This is a genomic window from Acholeplasma sp. ORD1043, from assembly GCF_057808485.1.
Window position 1 is genome coordinate 90,722 of record NZ_JAQLOJ010000002.1, and the last position, 23,826, is coordinate 114,547.

The window sequence follows — 23,826 nt, forward strand, 5'->3', positions numbered from 1 at the left end:
TGTTAGTCCTTAAATAAATGAATAATTTTATGAGTGTTATAATTTAAAGCTTTTAGTTTTTCTTCAATTTTATCTTTATGAAGATATGTCGAGATTAACACGCCATCATGTATTAAAGTTAAGAGTTTATTTGTAGGGTATATTGGAATATCATGCATTGATGTATTTTGTTTATCTAGATTATCATCAATGATACCTACAACTTCTATTTTCAAACTATGATCATAATTTAATGTTCTAAGTAGAATGTCAGAGACATCCCCTGCTCCATATAAAACAATCTGTCTATAACCATCTTTGATTATTCTAGTTAAGAAAAGTGTCATTTCACTTCTAGCAGATGTATAAACATCTAGCGCACTTTTTAAATATCTGATATTTAGAAGTTTAATTCTTTCAATACCTTTAGATGTAATATGATAATCGACATCTTTACTTGATTTGTAGTTTTTAATAATATAACCATTTTCTTCAGCTTTTTCTAAGTACTCATTAATCATTGAAAGAGCCACATTTAAACTGCGGCTTAATTCTCTTTGTGTGATATTTGAATTTTTAGCGATCAAATCTAACATTTGATATTCTTTTAAGAGTGGTGTCGGTTTAAAAAAGAAATGATTTTTATCCATGGCTACCTCTAAAGTTGTTCGTTTTGTTATCGAACAATTTTATTATCACACATAAAAACACATATTACAAGTAATATGAGCTATATTGATTTACGAAACTACTCAACCGTAACGCTTTTGGCTAGATTTCTTGGTTTATCAATATCAAATCCACGAGATAATGCTGCATAATATGCAATAAGTTGTGTAGGTACAATCATTAACAGTGGTGCTAACAATGGATAAACATCATCTAAGACGATATCATCGTCTTTTTGTTTTAAAGAATCCATTGTAATAATGATTGGAACTGCACCACGGCTTCTTACCTCATGTAAATTAGAACGTGTGTTCATATTAATTGCCTCATCACAGATGATTGCTATAACTGGGGTGCCTTCTTCGATTAATGCAATCGTACCATGTTTAAGTTCACCTGCTGCAAATCCTTCTGTATGAATATAAGATATTTCTTTTAGTTTTAATGCACCTTCTAATGCTAGTGCATAATCCATACCACGGCCAATATAAAAGGCATGTTCTTTAACAATTGTTTTTTCTACTAAATGTTTTATTGGTGTTGGATCAAATAAGAAGTTTTCAATTGCTTGCGCAACTTTTGCAAGTTCTAACTTGATATCAAATTGTTTAACAGAAAGTTCATATGCAAGAATTGCTAGGACTGCCATTTGTGCAACATAGGCCTTAGTAGAAGCAACTGCAATTTCTGGCCCTGCGAAAATTTCTAATTTGTAGTCTGCTTCTCTTGCAAGTGTTGATGTAATGACGTTTGTTATGGTAAGTGTTGTGTATTTAAATTGTTTTAGTCTTTGAAGACAAGCTCTTAAGTCTGCTGTTTCACCACTTTGAGAAATTAGAATGAAAAATGGTCTTTCAACTAAAAGCGGCATGTTATATGCGAACTCGCTTGCAATATGAACCTCAACTGGTTTAAGAGCTAGTTTTTCAAAGAAATACTTGCCAATTAAACCAGCATGCATTGACGTACCTGCTGCTAGAATATAGATTCTATTTGATTCTTTAATTGATTTGATAAGTGATTTACTGAGTTTAATTTGATAGTTATCAAAGTATTCACTAATGATTTTTCTTAAGACACCAGGTTGTTCATTGATTTCTTTTAACATGAAATGATCAAAGATACCTTTTTCCGTTAAGGTAACATCAATTTTAAGTTCTTGCCATTTAACTTTTATTTCTTGATGATCATAGTTATAAAGTTTAACTTGTGATGAATTTGCTACAATAAAAGTCTTATCATCCATGACATGATATTTATTAGAGTATCCAGCAAGTGCTAAAACATCAGATGTGATTGTAACGCCATCTTCAGCCATTCCAACTAGTAGTGGTGGTTTATCTTTTGCAGCATATATTGTATTACTATCATGTTGATCAATAATTAATAATGCATAAGACCCATGAAGTAATTTAAGTGTTGTTAAAATCGCATTTTCAACATGCATATATGATGCAAAACCTTCTATCAAATGAGCTATAACTTCAGTGTCTGTATCACTTCTAAATGTAACATTTTTTAAGTATTGTTCTTTTAGTTGTTGAAAATTTTCAATCACACCATTATGAACGATTATGAATCTGCCACTACTAGAAGTATGTGGATGTGCATTTTGCGTAGTTACTTTTCCATGTGTTGCCCATCTGGTATGTCCGATTCCAACACTAGATAATACTTTCTTAGTTGTTTCTTTTAAAATAGAAACACGTCCGATATCTTTAAAGATATCAAACGTATTTTTCTCTTCATTATAAACGGTTAAACCAGCAGAGTCATAACCACGGTATTCAAGTCGTTCTAAACCTGTAACAATGATTTCTCTTGCGTTGGATTTACCAATGTATCCTACTATTCCACACATGATGGATCCCCTTTATTATTCGCAGTTAACTTATAAACCTAAATACGTATAAATTCTATCCACCTTCTCCATGTTCTTATCATCTGTCATTGATTCTATGCGTTTTATTGTGTTTTTAGGTTTAAACAGCTGTTTTAAAATTCTTACAAACCATGCCCATGGTAATAACCAAGGATGTTTCTTTAAATATGGATATCCTTCTTTAAGTCTATTTCGACTAGGAAATACCTCACCTAAGAAATATCTAAAACGTCCTTTACTTTGTCTAGTTTTTTCATAGGTTCTTTTTGTTAAATATCGATCGTGTTCTGAACCATTTCCATGTATTCCTGAATAGATGATATATTCTATCACTTCTAAATCTTCAGGTTCTGGAGTCGATTCATTTTTAAATACTTGATTTAATTTGACAATTTTATTGAAAAAGGATGTTAAATTAGTTTCTTCAAGAAACTTCATTAATAATGTTTCGTTCTTAACTAGTTTAGAATAAAAAATATCTAAATCTAGAACACTTCTTATACCAACCCCAGATGTTCTAATATGTCTTACTAAGTGTACTAATAAATGTAAGTATTCAAATTCTGGTACTAGTTCTTTAGTGTAACTACTACTTTCTAAAATGTAGTCCCAAACTTGAGAAAGAATGGGATCAAACTCTGGTTCAAAATACGATGTTAGACTTTGATGCAATTCAACTGAACTACCATCTGGTGCATCATAAACATGATGATGTGCTTCTGCTGATTGAAACTTGTATCCATTTGATTCAAGTAAAGTTTTCGCTGCTTCAAATTGTTCTTTTTTAACTAATAAATCAATATCCCCCATACCTCTCATATAGGTTTCAGGGTATAACAATTTAAGATGAGCCCCTTTTAAGAAAATGTGATCTATTTTGTTATCAGAAAATAATTTCTTTAAAGATTCTAATAGGGCTAATTGTTGGATATCTTTGGATACATACTGACCAAAGATTTCTTTTAATTTTTGATAATGTTTTGGTTCTTTAAAACTCTTCTCATCAATTGCATTAAAAACAAGCCCTATTAACCCGTTTTCAAAAAGTAATTTTAATAAACCATTTTCATCTTCTAATTCAAAAGTAATTTGTTCTCTATTTAATGCAGCTTCGATTAATTTGAAAGTAATTTGTTTATTGTCCATAGCTTATCCCGTTTATGTATATGTACTGTTTTTATTATACCCAATAAACGTTCATTTAGTTACTTCTAACAAACCACTAATATTTCTTCAAGTATTCTTTTAATTCCCATGGTGAGACATATGTACGATAACTATCCCATTCCTTGTTTTTAGCTGTAATTAATTTATCTGCTAAATGAGAACCTATAACTTGTCTCATGAAATCAGATTTTTCAAATTCATCTATCGCCTCTTTAAAATTATCAGGTAAGTTATATACACCTAGTTCACTTCTACCTTTATCGTCTAATGTAAATAAATTCTTTTCAACCGGTTTAACATAGAGTTTGTTTTGAATACCATCTAAACCAGAGGCTAAGATTGTTGCCATAGCAAGATATGGATTGGCAGTTGGGTCAACTGATCTTACCTCAACTCTTGTTGATCTACCACGAGAGGCTGGAATTCTAATCATGGTTGAACGGTTTGCTTCACTCCATGAGACATAACATGGTGCTTCATAACCTGGCACTAATCTTTTATATGAATTTACCGTAGGATTAGTTACTAAACAAAACTCTCTAGCGTGGGTTAGAATGCCGCCAATAAAGTAAGTTGCAGTTTCGCTTAATCCATTCTTAGTATTTGGATCATAAAACGCATTATTTCCTTCTTTGTCTGCAAGTGAGGTATTCGTATGCATACCAGAGCCATTAATACCTGCCACTGGTTTTGCCATAAAGGTGGCATGATAACCATGACGTCTAGCGACATTCTTAACCACTAACTTAAAGGTTTGGATGTTGTCACAAGCCTCTAATGCATTATCAAATTGGAAATTAATCTCATGTTGTGAATATGCAACTTCATGATGTGATGCTTCAATAACAAAGCCTAACTTTTGAAGTTCAAGTGCGATGTCACGTCTGACATCCTCACTTGCATCAACTGGTGCTAAATCAAAATAGCCACCTTCATCTGTGAAATTAATACCGATTTGTCCATTTTCAGCGAGTTTGAATAAGAAGAATTCTGGTTCAACCCCTACATTGAACTTAGAGAATCCTAACTTTTCCATCTCTTTAAGTTGTTTTTTAAGTTGAAGTCTTGGATCCCCCGGAAATGGTGTTTTATCTGGACGATAGACATCACAAATAAGTCTAGCCACACTGCCTTCTTTAACTGGTTCCCAAGGTAAGATTAACCAAGTGTTTAAATCTGGATATAAATACATATCAGCTTCTTGGATTCTTACAAAACCTTCAATTGAAGATCCATCAAACATTTGTTCATTATTTAATACTTTTTCAATTTTAGATGCTGGCACCTCAACATTTTTGATGATACCTAGCATATCGGTAAACATTAATCTAATATACTTAACATCATGATCTTCGATACTTTTGAAAATATCTTCTTTTGTGTATTTAACCATCGCACACCTCCACAATCATGTGCTTGATTTTAATTGAAAGAATTATCATTGTCAATTGATATGATTAATTTTTTCATTTCTTGAAAATATTTTGTGATAGGAATGGTATTAATTTTCATTTAATGGCTTATTTAAGGAAAGAAATCAACTTTATTATTTTTTTCAATAAATAAAAATCCCGCAAAGGCCTAAGGGGATTAAGAACCTTGCGAGATTTATAAAGAAAGGTGTTATATAATAGATTAAATGCGTGATGTAAGAAAAACTTGATGAAAATTTAATCTTTAATATGACTTCATATAAAGCACAATGAAGTAAAATGCATTAGCTTCCGCTAACCATAAAGATTTTGTATAAGAGTTTATATAAGGTTATTAAACATATTATATTAAAAGAAAGCGTTTATGTAAACATAAGAATTATGTTTTTTTACGATTTCTTAAAAATCTTTCAGTCATTACATGTTATAATGACCATGCGAAAACAAACGTTTCTTATAATAAACGAGGTCTTAAAATGAATAAATTAAACTACTACTATTTAGAAAACAATTTAATCAAGGTTGAACTTACATCTCTTGGAGCATCTATGGTTCAAATTTGGTTAAAGAAAGATAATGATTTAAAGCCTGTAATGTCACGTCCATTAACTGAGGATGATTTTATTGAAAATACATCTTATGGTAGAACAATCGGTCGTACAGCTGGTTTCTTACCAAATACAGAAACAACCAGAAAATATGTAAAATTTGAAACTGAATCTATTAAACATGGTGGTCCAAAAGGTATTCAACACCAAGTATTTAATGTCAATCAAGTAAATGCTGAAAAGATTGAATTTGATTATTATTCAAAAGATTTAGAAAATCATTATTATGGAAACATGATGATTAAAGTCATTTATGAAATCATTAATGGTTCTACTCTAAGAGTTACACATATTGCTAAAACTGACAAAGAAACATTATGTAACTTAACGGTTCACCCATACTTCAATTTAACTAATAAGCCAACAATTGAAGATCATGTACTTTTCATTGATTCAACAACAACTGCTATCCGCTCTAAAGATTCTAACATATTTAATGAAATCATTGATGTGAAAGGGACCTTTAAAGACTTTAGTACACCTAAAGTTTTAGTTGTTGATGATAATAACCATTTAGATGATATTTATTATTCTAATAAAGATAAAGAACTTTTAAGATTATCAGCAGACGGTATTACATTAAAACTTCGTTCAAACTATCCAACGATGGTAGTATTCACTCAAAATGCAGCATCTAGAACTGATCTTAGTGTGGCAGCTAAAGGTGCTAAATATAGTAGTATTGCAATTGAATGTCAAAGAAGTCAATTAGGTCTTCCAATTCTTGATGTAAACGAAGACTATAACTACTATACAGATTATATATTCAAATTTTAAGACGGAGATAAAAATCCGTCTTTTTTTCTTTATTTGAAATGAAGTATAATATAATCAAAAACTCTATCAATAGAGGTGAAATTTATGAAATCCAAAAAGAATGAATTAATTGAATCAATGCTTGAGAAAAGTAAAGAAGCATTTCTTTTGGCAATTGAAATTTATAACAAACCAACAATAAAATATAAAATTGAAGGTTTCACTTTTTTTATGTGTAATGCATGGGAACTCATGTTAAAGGCATATTTATTATCTATTAATAAATCTATTCATTATCATAATAAGAATATTAATAGAACCATTTCACTTTCAGACGCGATAAAAAGGGTTATGACCAATTCTAAAGACCCTGTCAGAATAAATTTAGAATCAGTCGTTGGACTAAGAAATATGGCAAATCATTTAATCATCCCTGAATATGCAACACTTTTTAACGAGATTTTCCTAGCATGTACTCAAAATTACTGCAATAAATTAACACAATTATTTAATCATAGTATAAATGATATTCTATTAACAAATTATATGACAATGTTTATACCATCGGGAAATGAAACTGTAAAGGCATTAGGCAAATACCCTAAAGAGGTTCAACAAAAACTTATTTAAAAAAAATACTTGTTGAAAATAGTACAAATAATGCGGTACCACGAGGATTAGCTGTTAGTTATCAAATGACAATAAAACAAGTTAAAAATATTGAGGATGCAGATTTCACATATGCTAAATCTTCAAACAAAGAAGCTAACTTATTAGTTGTTCATAAAATAGTTGATCCGAATACATCCCATCCACTATCTAGCAAAATGGTACTCGATAATGTTAATCAAGAATTATTGAAATTAGGTATTGAATTCACTCCGGTCAGTGACAATGCCAAGAAAACATTCAACACTCATACTTTTGATTTATATATCAAATTTCATAATGTTAAAGATAACTCTCAATTTGCTTACAAACATTCTGTTGGAAAAACTCAATCATATACCTATTCAATATTACTTGTACAAAAAATTATTGACGATATTCAACAAGATCCCGATATTTTCATTAATTATAAAAAACTCATTAAAGATAAAAAAAAGAACCAACCCTAGGAGCAAAGGAATTCTAAGCATTACGCCTACTACCATACGGTAACCCAGCTTTATCCATCACAAGTTAGTTCAATAGTATTATACTACAAAAATGATAATTTTCAACGGATAAACAACACTTTATTAAAACAACGGCTATATATAAATATATATAGCCGTTGTTTTATTTTGTGAAATATACGTATTTTATCAAAAAAACGTTATCATTTATGTATAATTTATTGAATTTTAACATGTGAACAACCGATTCAGTTCTACATCAAAAAAGCACTGTAATAAGTGCTTTTTAATTTGTAATTGTATATGTACCAACCACTTTAGCAACAAATTCTTTAACCTCTTCATTGCTTAAGTGATCATATTTTTCAATTAAATCTTCAATGCCTTCTATTGAAGGTAATTGATTATCAACAACCTCTGTGAAAATCTTCTTATTTGAAGTCTTTTGAAGGGTTTCTGCATTAGAATCTACTAAAAGTTCTTCATATAGTTTTTCACCAGGTCTTAAGCCAACAACTTCAATCTTAATATCTTCGTCCGGTTTAAATCCAGCAAGTTTAATCATCTTCTTAGCTAAGTCATAAATCTTAACTGGTTCACCCATATCAAGGACAAATAGTTCGCCTCGTTTGGCATAAACACCACATTGTAAGATTAACCCTACAGCCTCAGGAATTGTCATAAAGTATCTAGTAATATCTTTATGGGTTACAGTTACTGGACCACCATCTGCAATTTGTTTTTTAAATAATGGAATAACAGAACCATTCGAACCTAAGACATTACCAAATCTAACTGCTGAATAGATTGTTGTTTTAGCTTTTTGTTGTTGGAATTGGATGACAAGTTCTGCAAAGCGTTTAGTAGCTCCCATCACATTGGTTGGTCTAACTGCTTTATCACTTGAAACTAAGACAAACTTTTTAACACCATATTTATCAGCTAAAGTTGCGGCATTAAACGTACCAAGTACATTCGTTCTAACTGCTTCAACTGCACTATCTTCCATTAATGGCACATGCTTATAAGCTGCAGCATGGAAAACAATGGTTGGTTCAAACTGTTTATAAATCTCTTCTAAACGTGTTTTATTATAAACTGAACCGATTCTTACTTGTAAATCAGGATATTTAGTATTGTGATCTTTTTGAGATTTTCTCATTAATTCCATTTGAATATCATATGCATTGTTTTCATAAATATCAAAGATAATTAATTGTTTAGGTTGTAGATCAAAGATTTGGCGACATAATTCACTACCAATTGAGCCACCACCACCAGTCACCATAACAACTTCATCTTTAATAAATGATTCAATACCTTCATTATCTAAAATGATTTGATCACGGTCTAATAAATCTTCTACCTTAATATCAACAAGTGCAGGTTTAGATGATTCATTAAAGTCTTCAATTAAATTCAGACGTTTAACCTTAACATGCATATTAACAAGTTCATTAATAAGTTTTGTTTGACGAGCAATTTCTAAATCTTTAATAGCTAGTATGGCTTCTTCAATATGATACTTTAAGACAACATCTCTAACATCTTCTAAGGTACCAACAATATCAACACCCATTAACTTCTTACCAATTTTCTCTGGGTTATCATCAATAAATGCTGAAGGAATATTATTTAAATCTTTATTTTTATAAATTTCTTTGACAACTAATTCACCAGCAGAGCCTGCACCAATAATTAAGGTTCTAGCACCAATGGCTTTCATCCATCTTAAATTGTGAGAGATAAGTTTATTAATTCTTCTTAATATACGAGGGATAATCATTGCTGTAATTTCAATTAATGTAATAAAGACATAGGAAGATACTGGCATAAACTTAGCGCCAGATAAAATGATATATACAACGATAACGACGTTGGTTGCTATAACGATACCAATAATTCTTACAATATCTTCAAAACCAGTATGACGCGTAAGTATTCTGTAAATACCAACTACTAGGTAGATAATAAGTTTAGTCGGTACGATGACTAATAATGCAGTGATGAGCCCTTCATAACTGTTAGCTAGACCCATGAAATCTAATAACCAAATAGTTAATAGATAACTTAAGAGAATCGAGATTGCGTCAAAAACTAAGTATTTATACACTTTGATCCTTGATACAAATGAATTTTGTTTCATGTTTAATTGCTCCCTGTGATTAATCCATTTTACTTCGTTTTGTCTAAAACTTCAAAAACTTCGTTTTGACAATCGTCAAGCTTTTTGAGTTCCCTCTCCTTTAAGTCTAAAAGTTCAGCGAAAGTTAATTCTCTTGCACGGCCAAGACCCGCATCTTTATTAAACATAACAAGTATCGTTAAGAATACAATTTTAATATCTAACCATAAACTACATTTACGTACATATAAGAGGTCGTAACGTAGTCTTTCTTCGCTTGTTGTATCGTATCTACCATAAATATGGCTTAAACCGGTAATACCAGGTTTTACATTACTACGGTATAGGAAATCAGGATTTTTTTCCATAGCCTCATCCACAACACTCTTCATATAAGGACGAGGACCAACTAAACTCATATCACCTTTAAAGACGTTAAATAATTGTGGCAGTTCATCAAGTCTAGTCGCACGGATAAACTTGCCAAATTTAGTAATTCTAGCATCATTTCTGGTCGCTAGCGTTTGTTCTTGTTCTTTGGTTTGTTTATGTGTCATTGATCTAAACTTTAAAATGTAAAATGGTTGGTTATATCGTTTAAATCTTTCTTGTTTATAAAAGACTGGACCACCATCTTGTAGTTTAATAATTAATGCAACAAATATCATTGGAATTGCTGCAACAATTAAACCAATCGATGAAACAATTAAATCAATCGTGCGTTTTAAGAAACGCATTTCAATTGATAAGTGCATATTCTTAGCGTGTAAAACAAGTGAATCATCAATTGTTTCAAATATTGAGTCAATCAATAAGACATCCATTTTACGTGGTATGACATAAACTTCTTTAAAGTTTTTATAAGCTGCATAATCTAAGATTAGTTCTTTAGCTTTTGTATCTAAGTTTTCTGATATATAGACTGAATCTACTTCATCGATTAAATTATAGATTGATGAATCAATCTTTGTTTTCTCATCCGTGTAATAAATATACTTAATTAAACGGTTTGGCACTTTAGATAACATATATTTTGATGCCAGTAATTCAATCTCTTCTTTAGGACCAACCATTAGTGCATATTGTCTGTCGTATTTAACTAATATCTTATAGAAAATACGTTTATAAATTGCATAGACTACAATCTCAATACCAACGACAACAAATAAATACCAGGGTTCAAAAATAAAGTTATCGTATCGCCAGAAATTATAAATAATGAGTGGTGCATTCATGAAGACTAATGCGAGTGCTGTGTTTACCATTGCATTCTTGTAAGTATTATTAATAACAGTCGCATTATAGATCTTTAATACAATTAATGTAACAAGTACATAGACAAGTAAAAAAGGCCAATAAAAATGCCAGAACTTACCAATAATTAAGTCCCAACCATATAAATAGCCATAAGCAAATGAGTGATGAATCTGAATGGCAGTCATCAAACTAAATATCATGATAAAACTATCAAGCCCATATTCGACAAAACGAACGAGTGAGCCATTCCACACTTGTTTAAACTTTTTCAAGATGGTATACCCCTATCTAGTATAGTACTCTTATTATATACGAAGTAATATAATTTGGGTAGTTAAAGGAACAAAAAAGGCTATTTCGGAAAATAGCCTTATATGGTTGATTAATTATTGGATTTGTAGTAAACGAGTTGAGTCTTTAGAAACTTCTAAGACGAATTCGCCAGCTTGAATACCCCAAGCTTCGATTAAGTCATTTGCTTCATCTAAAGATAATACAGGGTATACAGCAAAGTTGATTGCAAGACTTCTTGCTTCAGCCGCATCTTCAACGATAGCGATTACTGGAGTTTTTGGATGGAACTTAGAAATTGATTTAGCAACTTCTAAACCATCAGCTAAGATAACATCTACTTCGTAATCTAATACTAATTTAGCAGCAGCATTAGCTAATGCATCAGTATTTGATTCACCTTTGTAGAAACCATCTAAGAATACTTCATAGTCAACAACTGTTTCTGCTTTAGCATCAATTCTAGCCATTGTTGAAACAGCTTCAAATGGATAATCACCAGCAGCTGATTCACCTGATAACATAGTTGCGTGTGAACCTTCTCTTACAGCGTTGAATACGTCTGAAACTTCAGCACGTGTAGGTCTTGGGTTCTTTTGCATTGATTCTAACATTTGAGTTGCAACGATAACAATCTTACCAGCAACTAAACATTTGTCGATCATTTCTGTTTGATACATAGGTACTAATTCGTTAGCAACTTCGATACCTAAGTCACCACGAGCAACCATGATACCATCAACGATTTCGATGATTTCATCTAGGTTGTCAACACCTTCTTGGTTTTCAATCTTAGCAATGATTTGAACTCTTTGTCCACCAGCGTTATCTAAGATTTCTCTGATTTGTTTAACATCATCTGCACGACGTACAAATGAAGCAGCTACGAAATCATAACCCATCTTAGCAGCAAATTCGATATCTGAACGATCTTTTTCAGAAATGAATGGCATGTTTAATACAACGTTTGGAACGTTTACACCACGACGTGATTTAACTGTGTGTGTGTTTTTAGCAACTGTTACTAATTCACGAGCTGCTTCATCTTTAGCAATAACTTCTAATGTTAAGTAACCATCATCAACAGTTACAATTTCTCCAACTTTCATATCGTCGAATAAACCTGGATATGAAACTGAGAATTTAGATGCATTACCTAAAACTGGAGTAAATCCAATTCTAACTTCAGAACCCTTAACGATTTCAACTTTACCGTCGAATTCATGTGTTCTGATTTCTGGTCCTTTAGTGTCTAATAATGCTGCAACATAAGTGCCTAATTCAGCATTGATTTCTCTTAAAGTTTTTAAACGACCACCGTGTTCTTCATAATCACCGTGTGAAAAGTTGAAACGAGCAACGTTCATACCAGCTTTAATTAATTTAGTCATCATTTCTTTATTTTCTGATGCTGGTCCAAGTGTACAAATAATTTTTGTCTTTTTCATTAAATTGAATACCTTTCTCTATCTCTACTCTATTTTACTTGATTTTTCTTACTAAATCGTACAATTCTGCACGTTCTTTTGGATGATTAATGATTTCTGATAATGGTGATGTGACTAATTCGTCATTTTTAACACCAACACATACGCCGCTTAATCCTTCCATAACTTTTTCTACTGCGAAAGCTCCCATACGTGATGCTAGAATTCTGTCAGCTGGAACTGGTGAGCCACCTCTTTGGATATATCCAAGGACGGTCGCACGGCTTGAGAATCCACTTCTAATAGTGATTTCTGCAGCCAATTTGTGTACATCAAATTGTTGTTCAGTTACAACAATGATCGCGTGTCTTCTGCCTTCTTCATGGTGCTTTTTCAGAGTTTTAATGAGTTTTTCTTTATCTAATGGGTTCTCTGGTGTAATGATGAACTCGGCACCACCACAGATACCAGCGTATAACGCTAAGTCCCCTGAAGTACGTCCCATCACTTCGATGATTGAACATCTGCGATGTGAACTAGATGTATCGCGTAATTTATCGATCGCATCTACGATTGTGTCTAACGCCGTATGGAAACCGATTGTATAGTCTGTTCCATAAACGTCATTATCAATAGTACCTGGTATACCAATAGTTTGGATACCTAGTTCATGGAGCGCAAGTGCACCTCGATATGAACCATCACCACCAATAACAATTAAAGCATCTATCCCGCGATTCTTTAAATTGTCATAAGCCACCATTTGTACTGGCACTTCTTTGAATTCCGGTACACGTGCTGTACCAAGCATTGTTCCCCCTTGAGATAGCATCCCCGAAACATCTTTAGATGTTAATTGAAAGAATCGGTCTTCAAGTAACCCACGATATCCATCCCAGATGCCATAAACTTCGTGTCCTTGTTCTATACCGTTTCTTACGACCGCTCTAATTGCAGCATTCATCCCTGGTGCATCTCCACCAGAGGTCAATACAGCTATCCTCATTAATCTCGTCACTTCCTCTCACGACTTACATATTATAACATGATTATTTATATAAATAAATTAATATCAAAAAGAAATTACAAGTGTTTGCAAATATGTAATTTGTATGATAAATTAGTAGTGCAAATAAGAAAGTTGAGGTACTTTAAAATGGCTAAAGCTAAATTAGTAGGTGCTGCTCTTTTAGGTCAATCAGGCGGTCCAACTTCTGTAATCAACGCTTCTGCTGCAGGTGTGTTCTTAGAAGCATTAAAGCATGAAGAAATCACAGAAATCTATGGCGCTAAACACGGTATTAGAGGGATTCTAGATGAAGAGTTCTATGATATCAGACAAGAAGATCCAGCTGAATTAGAAAGATTAAAATATACACCATCTTCTGCAATCGGTTCTGTACGTTATAAATTAAAAGACGTAAATAAAGATGCAACTGATTACAATAGATTACTTGAAGTTTTCAAGAAATATAACATTCGTTATTTCTTCTACAACGGTGGAAATGACTCAATGGATACTTGCTTAAAGATTTCTAAGTTCATGAAGAAATCAGGTTGGGAATGTCGTGTTGTTGGGGTTCCAAAAACTATTGACAACGACTTATTCGGTATCCACCACTCACCAGGATATGGTTCTGCTGCTAAATACGTAGCAACATCAATCATGGAATTATACTTAGACGGTACTGTCTATAACACTCAACAATTCGTTATTGTTGAAGTTATGGGTAGAAACGCTGGTTGGTTAACAGCTGCTGCTCAATTAGCATCAGTTGGTGGCGTACAACCAGACTTAATCTATCTACCAGAAGTTGCATTTGACATCGACAAGTTCTACGAACAAGTTGGTTCATTACTTAAGACTGGTAAATCAGTAATGGTTGTCGTTTCTGAAGGTATTAAAACTAAAGAAGGTAAATACATTCCTGAATTAGAAGCTGACATCAAGAAAGACGCATTTGGTCATGCTAACCTTGGTGGTACTGCTTCTATCTTAGCTAAACACGTAGGTGAAAAATTCGGCGTTAAAACACGTGCAATCGAATTCTCATTATTACAACGTGCTGCTGCTCACTTAGGTTCACAAACTGATATTGAAGAAGCATTCAAAGTTGGTTCTATCGCAGTTAAAAAAGCTGTTGCTGGTACAACTGATAAATTCGTTGGTATCGTTCGTGATGAAAATTCAGCTAAGTACAAAGCTAAGTTCCCATTATTACCTTTAAAGATTGTTGCTAATACAGAACGTAAAGTCCCAGCAGAATGGATCTTACCTGATGGTAAAGGTTTAACTCAAGACTATATCGATTATGCATTACCATTAATCCAAGGTGAAACTAAACTTCAAAAAGAAAATGGCTTACCAAGATTTGCTAGATTAAAGAAAGTTTTAGTTGCTAAAAAATAAATTTGAAATCAGATGCTAGTTTCTGCTAGCATCTTTTTTTATCTTAAAAACCTTTTTTAACCCTTAATTTTAAATTGGTGTATAATAACTTTTGGAATATACTTTGAATTTCAAAATAATAACATAATAAGGGGATTACAAAATTGAATACTTATCTACAAGAACTATATGCTGATTTACAAAAAAGATATCCTAATCAGCCTGAGTTCCTACAAACAGTTTTAGAATTTTTTGGTAGTATTACAGATTATTTAGACGAACACCCTGAAGTGATCAAAACAGATGTTGTAAGACGTATGGTTGAACCTGATACTTCTGCATCATTTAAAGTTGTATGGGAAGATGATCATGGATGCTTACAAGTTAACCGTGGGTTTAAGGTTCAATTCAATCAAGCCTTAGGACCTTATAAAGGTGGACTTAGATTTAATCCTAATGTAAATGAATCTATCTTCAAATTCTTAGGATTTGAACAAACACTAAAAAATGCTTTAACCGGTATTCCTATGGGGGGGTCTAAGGGTGGTGCTGACTTTAATCCAAGAGGTAAAAGCGAAAACGAAATTAAAAGATTTTGTGAGGCATTCATGATTGAACTCATGAAATACTCAGGACCAGATATTGATATACCTGCTGCTGACTCTGGTGTATCAACCAAAGAAATTGGTTATATGTTTGGTATGTATAAAAGAATAACTAACAGACATAACGGCGTCCTAACTTCTAAAGGTGTTAACTATGGTGGTAGTTATGTTAGAAATGAAGCCACAGGTTTTGGCTTAATTTATATGACTGAACACTTAATAAAAAAATTCCATAACACAGATTTAAAGGGTAAAAAAGTTATTATCTCTGGTTATGGAAATGTCTCAATTCCAGCTGCTGAAAAAGCAACACTTCTTGGTGCAACCGTGATTGCTATGTCGGGATTAGATGGTGTTATTCATGACGAAAACGGCTTAGATATCGCATTTGTAAAAAGATTAAGAGATGAGAAACTATCCATTCAAGAATATTTTATTAAATATCCAGAAACTCAGTTTTACACTAACCCTAAATCATTATGGGGCATTAAAGCAGATATCGCACTACCTTGTGCAACTCAAAATGAATTGGATTTAGATGATGCTAAGAAGCTAGTTCAAAATAGCATCATGGCAGTTTTAGAAGGTGCTAATATGCCCACTACTTTGGATGCAACAAACTACTTAATTGAAAACAAAGTTTTATTTGTTCCAGGTAAAGCAGCGAATGCTGGTGGGGTTTCAGTTTCAGGTTTAGAGATGGCTCAAAATGCTTCACACTCACAATGGACCTTTGATGTTGTTGATTTAAAGTTAAAAGAAATTATGAAAAATATCTTTGATTCTATTTATGAAGTAGCTACCCTATATGGTAATCCATATGATTTAGTTAAGGGAGCAAACATTAAATCATTTATCAGACTCTATCAAGCAATGCTCGAACAAGGATATTAAAAAAATAAGCAACTTTGAAATAGTTGCTTATAGATTATTAATTGACATTTTGATCGGGATCACCTAAAATACTAGCTAACACTATTAAAGCATTACTCTTACCCGAATGTTGTGGATTATCATATTTAAAACATTTTGATTTTATTAAACTAATATTTCGATTCTTACTAAACTTTCTTGCGTCAATTTTTTTATCTTTCGATGAACGTCCGAGAAAAACATGCTCAATATCTTCAACAAACCAAATCAGGTGATACTGGTTCATTTCACAATATTTAGTAGCATCACAGATAAATTGATTTGCTCTTGGGTTGACTAAATGATCATCTTTATCTAGGACATAGATAATAGCGGTATTCTTTTCAAGTTTCTTTTTTTCTTTTATTAATTTGATTACTTCTGTATTTTTATATCCGAATTTCCCATTTAATGGAATGAAATCATAGGTAATTTTATTAGTTTTGAATGTGTTACCATAATAAAAATCAACAAGTTCTCTTATATAAATAGAGTCTGAATTTTCTTTATCGCTGGTTTCCACGCAGAAAATAATTTGCTTTGGTTTTTTTATCATAGAAATCAATCCTCACTAAAAATACCAATAAAATCAAATGGATAAATATTAAAAGGTAATCCATCAATCAATCCATTTTGATATACTTTTGCAGGATTATAATTTCCATTTTGTTTCCACTCTACAATTTCCCCATCTTCTGTAATAAAGTCAATCGCAAATTTTGATTTTGACAAGACTTGCATTGGAGTAATATTATGTGTTGTGAAAACTAGTTGTCCCTTTGGATTATTAACAAAATATTCAAGTAATTTCATTAAATATACATCATTAATATTGGAATCTAATTCATCAACAATAATAATTGATCCTCTTTCTTTTTCCTCAAATAGAGCAAATAATGTTACTAATTTTTTTATCCCTGCACTTTCAAATTCAACATGTAATGGAAAATCTTTATATTGAAAAATTAGATTCGAACGTAAGGTATCTTGAGAATTAAATTTATATTCAACGTCAATTTTCATTAAATCTTTCTTGAAAACTTTGATAAAACTTTCCATTCTCGAAATGAACTTTTCAAAAGATTCTTTAGATCTCTTATTTACTATCCAATCCGTTCCAAAAATTCCTGTAATACCTACTCCATCAATAGTTTCACCATACTCATTCTTATTATCATTGAAATAGAAACCATGGTAGTCTGTTAAATCTGTTTTAACTTCAATTCTATTTGAAAACCCAATAAATGGTAAATAAACTTTATCATAAAAATCAAGTTGTTTGATTTCGGTGTCACTAATACCTAATTGGTACTCATTTGCAACATCAATTAGCGTTCTTTTCAGTAACAAATTATTAAAATTATTTGTTACAGATTCAGACATTTTCGTATTTAAAATTTTTCCTTTTTTAACGTAGGCTAATTCAATTTCTTTATCTTTTTTAACCTCAATAAGTTTTTCATATTCAATATAGAATTCATCAGCCTTCTTCAATAATAATTCATGACGGAATTTACTTAACACTTGATTACCTTTATATACCATAAAAGTAACATTAAAAAATACTTCATTGGTAATTTTATTTAACAATTCCTTTAATTCACTTTTAAATAAATTATCACTTAAAATTGAATTTTGAGTTGTTAACATTTTATAAATGTACATGGTGTGAGCAAATGCTGATTTACCAGCCCCATTTGCTCCATATATAGCTTTAATATTTTTTTTATATAAATCAACTTCTTTAGAGAATGTACTAGGATAAAATTTAAACGATATTGGTTTAGATACATTCTTAATTCCATAAAAAGTCATATTAGTCATATAGTACTTAATCATACAAATACCTCCTTTGATATGGTTTCTATTATATCATATCTTTTTAACTATTTAAATAATTTTTATACATTTTGTATATTTTTTTATTAACTGGGGGTTGATTTTAGTTTTTTTTCGATTCGTTCATTTATCAAGCGATGCTTGAACAAGGATATTAATAGGGGGGACTTTTAGTCCCCTTTTTTTATTTTTATATGTTACACTATATTAAAAGATATTAGCATCTTTAGAGGTTTATCTTGAAAGAAAAAATAGAGCGTTTTTTACAAGGTCATATATATCCTGCACTTATTGTCCTTATATCTTTTGTTATATGGACATTTAGATTTTATGTTCCAGAGGATATGATTATCTCAACTACTTTATATAGTATGTTCTTATTAACCCTCCCATTATTTGTTATCTTGGTGTTTTTTAAGAATACGACTTATACCATTCCTATTCTACTATCAATTATCTTTTCAATTGGGATTACTAAAATTGATATTGATTCAATTCATGAAGCATGGCAAATCTTTATTCATTTAGCTTTAGTATTCATAGGGATGGCATTCCACCTAATTAATTATCGAGTAAAGATTAAATTACACAGTTTAGGTATCTCATTTATCTTTGTTATCCTTTATTTTATTATTCCACTGATTTATACCCCAATTAATGAGGTATCCTTACTCTTATCCTCATTAGGATTCATCTATGCTTATATTTATCTATTCTATGCAAATACGATCAAGGGTAATCAAGTACATTATTTAATGAGAGTACTTGCTTTACTGGGGATTATGCTATCACTTCAACTATTTTCTGGTTGGTTATATGGATTATCGCTTTATGAAGGCGATAATGTATTAAGAGATTTCTTAATTATCTTCCCAACTAATTTCTTACCTGGTTGGAGTAATATTAATGACTTAACAATTTTATTAGTCCTCTTCTCTTCATCAATCATCTATTATCTACATAAATATCCAAAGAGTATCTTCCCTTGGTTATTACTAGGTTGGATTGGTTTTTGGATCTATATATCTGATTCTAGAGGTAGTATTGTTACAATTACAATTTCAGCACTGGGATGTTTTATTTACGCAATCTTTAAACGTGATAAGAGACAACTGATTAATTTAGTTATTTCATTACTCCTTGTCGGCTTTATTATGATCTTATTATCTAACATTGTTAAAGAAGTTTGGAATTCATTCTTTTCAACCATTGATATGGATGATCCAAATGGAATGTTAACTGGACGTATTACACTATGGTGGGATCATGAACATAGTGCTTGGAGTGAATTCCTACGCTATCCAATCTTTGGTAAGAGTTGGTATACAGAATCATATATTCTAAATAGTAATGAAAATAGATTAACTGTCTACCATTCAACATTCTTCCATGTACTAGCAACTGGTGGTATCTTTGGAATCTTGGTATTAATCTTCCACTTCTTCCAAATTGGTACTTTATTCAAGAAACACATTAAACATAAGGCAGTGGCTGCATTCTTATTTACTTACATTTTGACACAGTTACATGGTTTAATTGATAATACACAATACTTCGTATTCTATTCAATTGTTACTTATGTGTCATTTGCAGTATTTGATCATATTTCTGATGAAACATTAGAGGTTATCGATGAGACAAAAGTTTGAAACATTTCTACAAAGTAAATATTATCTAATTGGAATCTCTTTATTCACCTTCTTATTTTGGTTAATAAATACAGATTCCATCGGACCAAAACCTTCTTTTGATTCATTAGAATTCTTTGGTATTGTTTTATTTGTCTTATTGATATCAGTAATTCTAATCTTCTATAAAGAAACAATTTATACATTCCCATTAATTCCACATGCAATTATTATGCTTTCTAATCAAGATATGGGAATGGAAGCATTAAATGAGCTTTGGTTATTATATGTTGTTATTGGTATATTAGTTCTAGCGTTTATCTTCCACTTTATCTACTATAAGGTAAAACTAACCCTTGGAAAACTAGGGTTATCATTATTAATCTTTAGTGCTGCATACTTAATATCAATCTTAGGCTATGTACTAGATGGTAAACCATTTGAGTTTTCAATTGTTATGATTTCATCAATGGGCTTAATCTATACTATGCTTTATGTATTCTACCGTTCAACCAATGAAAAGCCTTATCTTGAGTATTTATTCAAATCCTTATTCTACTTAAGTTTAGTTGTCATCCTTCAAACCTTAACTATGATCATCATTTACTTTATTGATCACGCTGGTACAGGTTCAATGATTGATATCTTAAAACTAGCAATCGACGAGCGCTGGGGTTATATTAAAGATGGATTCTATGTCAGACTTAATGTTGGTTGGGGCGTTGGCAATTCAATTGGTGGGGTCTTAGCATATTTATTACCAATACCAATGTATTACTTATTTACAGATAAGAAAATTATAAATAAAATTCTTTATGGATTAGCATTAATCTTATCAATTGTTACCATCGTGTTAACGACTTCACGTGGCGCTTATCTAGGTGTTGTAGCATTTGGTATTATCTTCATATACGCATTCTTTAGATACGTTAAAATCGATTATAAAAAGTATAAAAAACCAATCGTTATTACAGCATCTATCTTAGGGTTACTTGCTATCTTAGTTGTTATCTTCATGTATGATTTCTTAATCTCATTTATGTCTACAAACTCATTCTTAAATGGTCGTGAGGAAGACTGGACAGATGCTATTAGGTATTTCTTAGAATCACCAATTTGGGGTAAGAGTTGGTATTCTGATGTTTGGGAAAACAATAGCTTTAGAAGCTATCATAATACCTTCTTACATACACTGGCTACCATGGGGTTAATTGGGCTCTTTGCATTAATCTATCATCACTTTGAAATCATTAAATCATTTGTTAGTAAATGGGGATTTAAGATATTAATCGTTGCATCACTATTAATCATCACGCATGTACATGGATTAGTTGATAATACCTATTATGCACCAATTCATTTGATGCCACTCTTAGTACTCTTTGCAGGCTTAGAGTTAGAACCTGATAAATTAGAATTAACCAAAAAATAAAGCAGTCATTTGACTGCTTTTTACTTGATATATTTCTTTAATGTTTGGATTGATGCTTCATAATTTACTTCAAATTCCGTAACATCAATGGTTTCACCAAAAAGTTTGACAAACATCAGTTTTTGAATATCTTGATTATATGTCTGTTTAATACCTAATGCAGATAGATTAAAGTGAAGTTTCATAAATTCATCGGTAACAAACGATTCTCTTTGAACAATCATCAACACTAATTGATTATCAATCATAACAAGTGAACTTACCATATCACCAATGATGACCCTACCTTCTACTTCCAGTATAACGAAATGTGGTTCATATTTTTTGGTGATGCCAAATTCTTTTTTAACTTCTATGTATTTTATAAGTTCAGGACTGTTAAAATCGACTGCTCCTGTGCTTTCATATATTTCAATTAATTCAGATAGTCTTTGGTTACCTTCAATGGATTCTATACTAAATGTGGCATTAGGTAAAGTCCAATCCTTTATTTCTTCCATACAGATTTCACTAATTGAAGGAACTCTTCTGCCATCAACATAAAAGGTTTCATCGCTTTCGCTGTAATTTACTTTATGTCCGTTTATGATATCCATTCTTTCACCAGCATTTCTTCTATGATTGTTTATTATAACATGAGTCATTGAATAAAAAAATGCAGTCATTTAGACTGCATCATGTTTAACATATTTTCTTAATACACTTAAGGTGTAATCTTCATCAATATCAAATGGTACAACGTCGACCTCATTGAATCTAAGTCTAATCATCATAAGTTTACTAACAATATCGCCGTATGATTGTTTAAGTCCTAAGGCATAGAGGTTTAATTGTAGTTTTACATAATTATGATGAATTTGACTAGTTCTTTTAAAGTCAATTAATGCAGGTATACCTTCTATGGTTCCCATTAAATCAAATCTGCCAGCACAAACCACTTTTCCATCAATTTCAATTAAGATCATACGTTCTGTATGTTGCATCTTAAGATTTAATTTCTTTTTGATTTCTATATAGTTTGAAAGTTCTTGGCTTCTATGATCAATAATACCTTCTTGTTCATAGAGTTCAAGGGTTTTGTGTAACCCTTGACCTTTTCTAGCGGCATTATTAAGTGTTTGTTGGTCAACCCCAAGATACATTTCTTGGTTTTCAAGTTTACAAATTTGAGACACACTTAAAACTCTTATACCATCTACGTAATAAGCATGATTGAGTTCATCAAATTCTACTTCATGACCATTAATGATTTCCAATATTTACTCCCCTATGAGTTTATCTAGTTCTTTTTTCTTTAATTCCTCAAACTCAGTTTCTGTGATATAACCTTTTTGTTTAAGTTCAAAAAGTTTTTCAATAACTTTAAGTGAATCTTCTTTTTCTACTTTAATAGGCTTTTCTTTTTTTGTTTTAGCATACATTAAAGCATGCATAATAATCATACCAACACCAATATGTAAAACAAATTGACTACTTACAAATGGTGCAATGCTTATGTAATAGTATATATCATAATAACTGAAATAATCATATAAAATGGCATCTGGTATAAGTACATATAACAGACTTAATACAATATTTAATATACCTAATGTTAAAATCCCTTTTCTCATACCAGGGAAATATAGTACTAAGAATGAAAGGATACCAATACTTAGTTGAGCAAAGAATATAAAGTAACTAATTAGGTAATTGGCAGCAACAGCTTCTAACATAAAAGCTAGAGGATAATATATTCCTTGTACCTCTACAAAATCTACTTGATAAAAAGACTGAAAGGCTAAAATACTTACAAGTAGAATAATTACTGCAAACAATCTATATAACATCTCATGTTTATTTAAATATTCTTCATTATAATAACGCTTATATAAAGACAGTAAGATTATCAATAAAACAATTAAGAATATACCTTGTAGAGCGGTCATATAATAACCGACTGAATTACTGATGTTTTTAAAGCCAAATAAGAAAGTAATGATAAATAGATACTTTAATATAAAATCATAACTTAAAAATGAGTTGATTTATATTCTATTTTTTTTAATACACCATAAGTAATAAATGATAAGACAACAAGTGGTATGGTTACTAAAAATGTAAAAAAGATATCCGTTGCAATCTCTGGATAGATTTGTAAACTATAAGAAATTGTATGTATGATCAATTGGATAAAATATATAGTACTAATAAATAAACCAAACCATAACATGAATTTTTTAGCACTAAATATATCGAAAAACACTTTTTTAATCATGAGATCTCCTTTTTTTCTAAAGAAAGTCAAATAAAAAGATGCATACGAATAC

The 23,826-nt window shown here is 31.1% G+C and carries 21 protein-coding genes; 7 read left to right on the forward strand and 14 right to left on the reverse strand.

Going from position 1 to position 23,826, the window contains the following annotated elements:
• Positions 1-2: 2 nt before the first annotated feature.
• From PG914_RS01505 to glnA, 4 genes are all read right to left on the reverse strand, one after another.
• On the reverse strand, positions 3-629 hold the full coding sequence (locus PG914_RS01505) for a winged helix-turn-helix transcriptional regulator (RefSeq protein ID WP_488821925.1): 627 nt from the start codon (positions 627-629) through the stop codon (positions 3-5).
• Positions 630-727: 98 nt separating this feature from the next.
• Complete coding sequence (gene glmS, locus PG914_RS01510) at positions 728-2,509, reverse strand: glutamine--fructose-6-phosphate transaminase (isomerizing) (RefSeq protein ID WP_488821926.1); 1,782 nt, start codon at positions 2,507-2,509, stop codon at positions 728-730.
• A 30-nt stretch (positions 2,510-2,539) separates the two neighbouring features.
• Positions 2,540-3,676 (reverse strand): nucleotidyltransferase domain-containing protein, encoded by a 1,137-nt coding sequence (locus PG914_RS01515; RefSeq protein ID WP_488821927.1) that lies wholly within the window; start codon positions 3,674-3,676, stop codon positions 2,540-2,542.
• Between the two features lie 76 nt (positions 3,677-3,752).
• On the reverse strand, positions 3,753-5,090 hold the full coding sequence (gene glnA, locus PG914_RS01520; RefSeq protein WP_488821929.1) for a type I glutamate--ammonia ligase: 1,338 nt from the start codon (positions 5,088-5,090) through the stop codon (positions 3,753-3,755).
• 516 nt (positions 5,091-5,606) lie between these two features.
• Here glnA and PG914_RS01525 point away from each other — a divergent pair.
• From PG914_RS01525 to PG914_RS01535, 3 genes are all read left to right on the forward strand, one after another.
• Complete coding sequence (locus PG914_RS01525) at positions 5,607-6,515, forward strand: aldose epimerase family protein (protein ID WP_488821930.1); 909 nt, start codon at positions 5,607-5,609, stop codon at positions 6,513-6,515.
• A gap of 84 nt (positions 6,516-6,599) precedes the next feature.
• Positions 6,600-7,124, forward strand: coding sequence for a DUF3644 domain-containing protein (locus PG914_RS01530; protein WP_488821931.1), 525 nt, complete (start codon positions 6,600-6,602; stop codon positions 7,122-7,124).
• Positions 7,125-7,189: 65 nt separating this feature from the next.
• Complete coding sequence (locus PG914_RS01535) at positions 7,190-7,612, forward strand: hypothetical protein (RefSeq protein WP_488821932.1); 423 nt, start codon at positions 7,190-7,192, stop codon at positions 7,610-7,612.
• Between the two features lie 286 nt (positions 7,613-7,898).
• Here PG914_RS01535 and PG914_RS01540 read toward each other — a convergent pair whose 3' ends face one another.
• From PG914_RS01540 to pfkA, 4 genes are all read right to left on the reverse strand, one after another.
• Positions 7,899-9,758 carry a polysaccharide biosynthesis protein gene (locus tag PG914_RS01540; RefSeq protein ID WP_488821933.1) on the reverse strand — a complete coding sequence of 620 codons (1,860 nt, stop codon included), beginning with the start codon at positions 9,756-9,758 and terminating at the stop codon, positions 7,899-7,901.
• A 29-nt stretch (positions 9,759-9,787) separates the two neighbouring features.
• Entirely contained in the window at positions 9,788-11,266 is a 1,479-nt protein-coding gene (locus PG914_RS01545; protein WP_488821934.1) for a sugar transferase, read from the reverse strand.
• Between the two features lie 114 nt (positions 11,267-11,380).
• Positions 11,381-12,733 (reverse strand): pyruvate kinase, encoded by a 1,353-nt coding sequence (gene pyk, locus PG914_RS01550; protein WP_488821935.1) that lies wholly within the window; start codon positions 12,731-12,733, stop codon positions 11,381-11,383.
• 34 nt (positions 12,734-12,767) lie between these two features.
• The gene (gene pfkA / locus PG914_RS01555; RefSeq protein WP_488821936.1) at positions 12,768-13,718 is read right to left on the reverse strand and encodes a 6-phosphofructokinase; all 951 of its coding nucleotides are present in this window, start codon (positions 13,716-13,718) and stop codon (positions 12,768-12,770) included.
• A gap of 150 nt (positions 13,719-13,868) precedes the next feature.
• On the opposite strand from pfkA, the gene PG914_RS01560 reads away from it, so the two are divergent.
• Together PG914_RS01560 and gdhA are read left to right on the forward strand one after the other, a co-directional pair.
• The gene (locus PG914_RS01560) at positions 13,869-15,122 is read left to right on the forward strand and encodes a 6-phosphofructokinase (RefSeq protein WP_488821937.1); all 1,254 of its coding nucleotides are present in this window, start codon (positions 13,869-13,871) and stop codon (positions 15,120-15,122) included.
• A gap of 134 nt (positions 15,123-15,256) precedes the next feature.
• Positions 15,257-16,600: an NADP-specific glutamate dehydrogenase gene (gene gdhA / locus PG914_RS01565; RefSeq protein WP_488821946.1), complete on the forward strand. Its 1,344-nt coding sequence runs from the start codon at positions 15,257-15,259 to the stop codon at positions 16,598-16,600.
• Positions 16,601-16,637: 37 nt separating this feature from the next.
• Here the strand turns inward: gdhA and PG914_RS01570 are convergent, their stop codons facing one another.
• Both PG914_RS01570 and PG914_RS01575 read right to left on the reverse strand, forming a co-directional pair.
• Positions 16,638-17,174: a hypothetical protein gene (locus PG914_RS01570; RefSeq protein WP_488821938.1), complete on the reverse strand. Its 537-nt coding sequence runs from the start codon at positions 17,172-17,174 to the stop codon at positions 16,638-16,640.
• A 5-nt stretch (positions 17,175-17,179) separates the two neighbouring features.
• Complete coding sequence (locus tag PG914_RS01575) at positions 17,180-18,457, reverse strand: AAA family ATPase (RefSeq protein WP_488821939.1); 1,278 nt, start codon at positions 18,455-18,457, stop codon at positions 17,180-17,182.
• A gap of 239 nt (positions 18,458-18,696) precedes the next feature.
• Here PG914_RS01575 and PG914_RS01580 point away from each other — a divergent pair, with 239 nt between their 5' ends.
• Both PG914_RS01580 and PG914_RS01585 read left to right on the forward strand, forming a co-directional pair.
• Positions 18,697-20,106, forward strand: coding sequence for an O-antigen ligase family protein (locus PG914_RS01580; protein WP_488821940.1), 1,410 nt, complete (start codon positions 18,697-18,699; stop codon positions 20,104-20,106).
• Complete coding sequence (locus tag PG914_RS01585) at positions 20,090-21,517, forward strand: O-antigen ligase family protein (RefSeq protein WP_488821941.1); 1,428 nt, start codon at positions 20,090-20,092, stop codon at positions 21,515-21,517. The genes PG914_RS01580 and PG914_RS01585 overlap by 17 nt, the downstream gene beginning before the upstream one ends.
• 20 nt (positions 21,518-21,537) lie before the next feature.
• Here PG914_RS01585 and PG914_RS01590 read toward each other — a convergent pair whose 3' ends face one another.
• From PG914_RS01590 to PG914_RS01605, 4 genes are all read right to left on the reverse strand, one after another.
• Positions 21,538-22,182 carry a hypothetical protein gene (locus PG914_RS01590; protein WP_488821942.1) on the reverse strand — a complete coding sequence of 215 codons (645 nt, stop codon included), beginning with the start codon at positions 22,180-22,182 and terminating at the stop codon, positions 21,538-21,540.
• On the reverse strand, positions 22,183-22,773 hold the full coding sequence (locus tag PG914_RS01595; protein ID WP_488821943.1) for a PD-(D/E)XK nuclease family protein: 591 nt from the start codon (positions 22,771-22,773) through the stop codon (positions 22,183-22,185). It lies immediately after the preceding gene.
• A 3-nt stretch (positions 22,774-22,776) separates the two neighbouring features.
• Positions 22,777-23,445 carry an SHOCT domain-containing protein gene (locus tag PG914_RS01600; RefSeq protein ID WP_488821944.1) on the reverse strand — a complete coding sequence of 223 codons (669 nt, stop codon included), beginning with the start codon at positions 23,443-23,445 and terminating at the stop codon, positions 22,777-22,779.
• Between the two features lie 83 nt (positions 23,446-23,528).
• Positions 23,529-23,774: a hypothetical protein gene (locus PG914_RS01605; protein WP_488821945.1), complete on the reverse strand. Its 246-nt coding sequence runs from the start codon at positions 23,772-23,774 to the stop codon at positions 23,529-23,531.
• Positions 23,775-23,826: the final 52 nt, after the last annotated feature.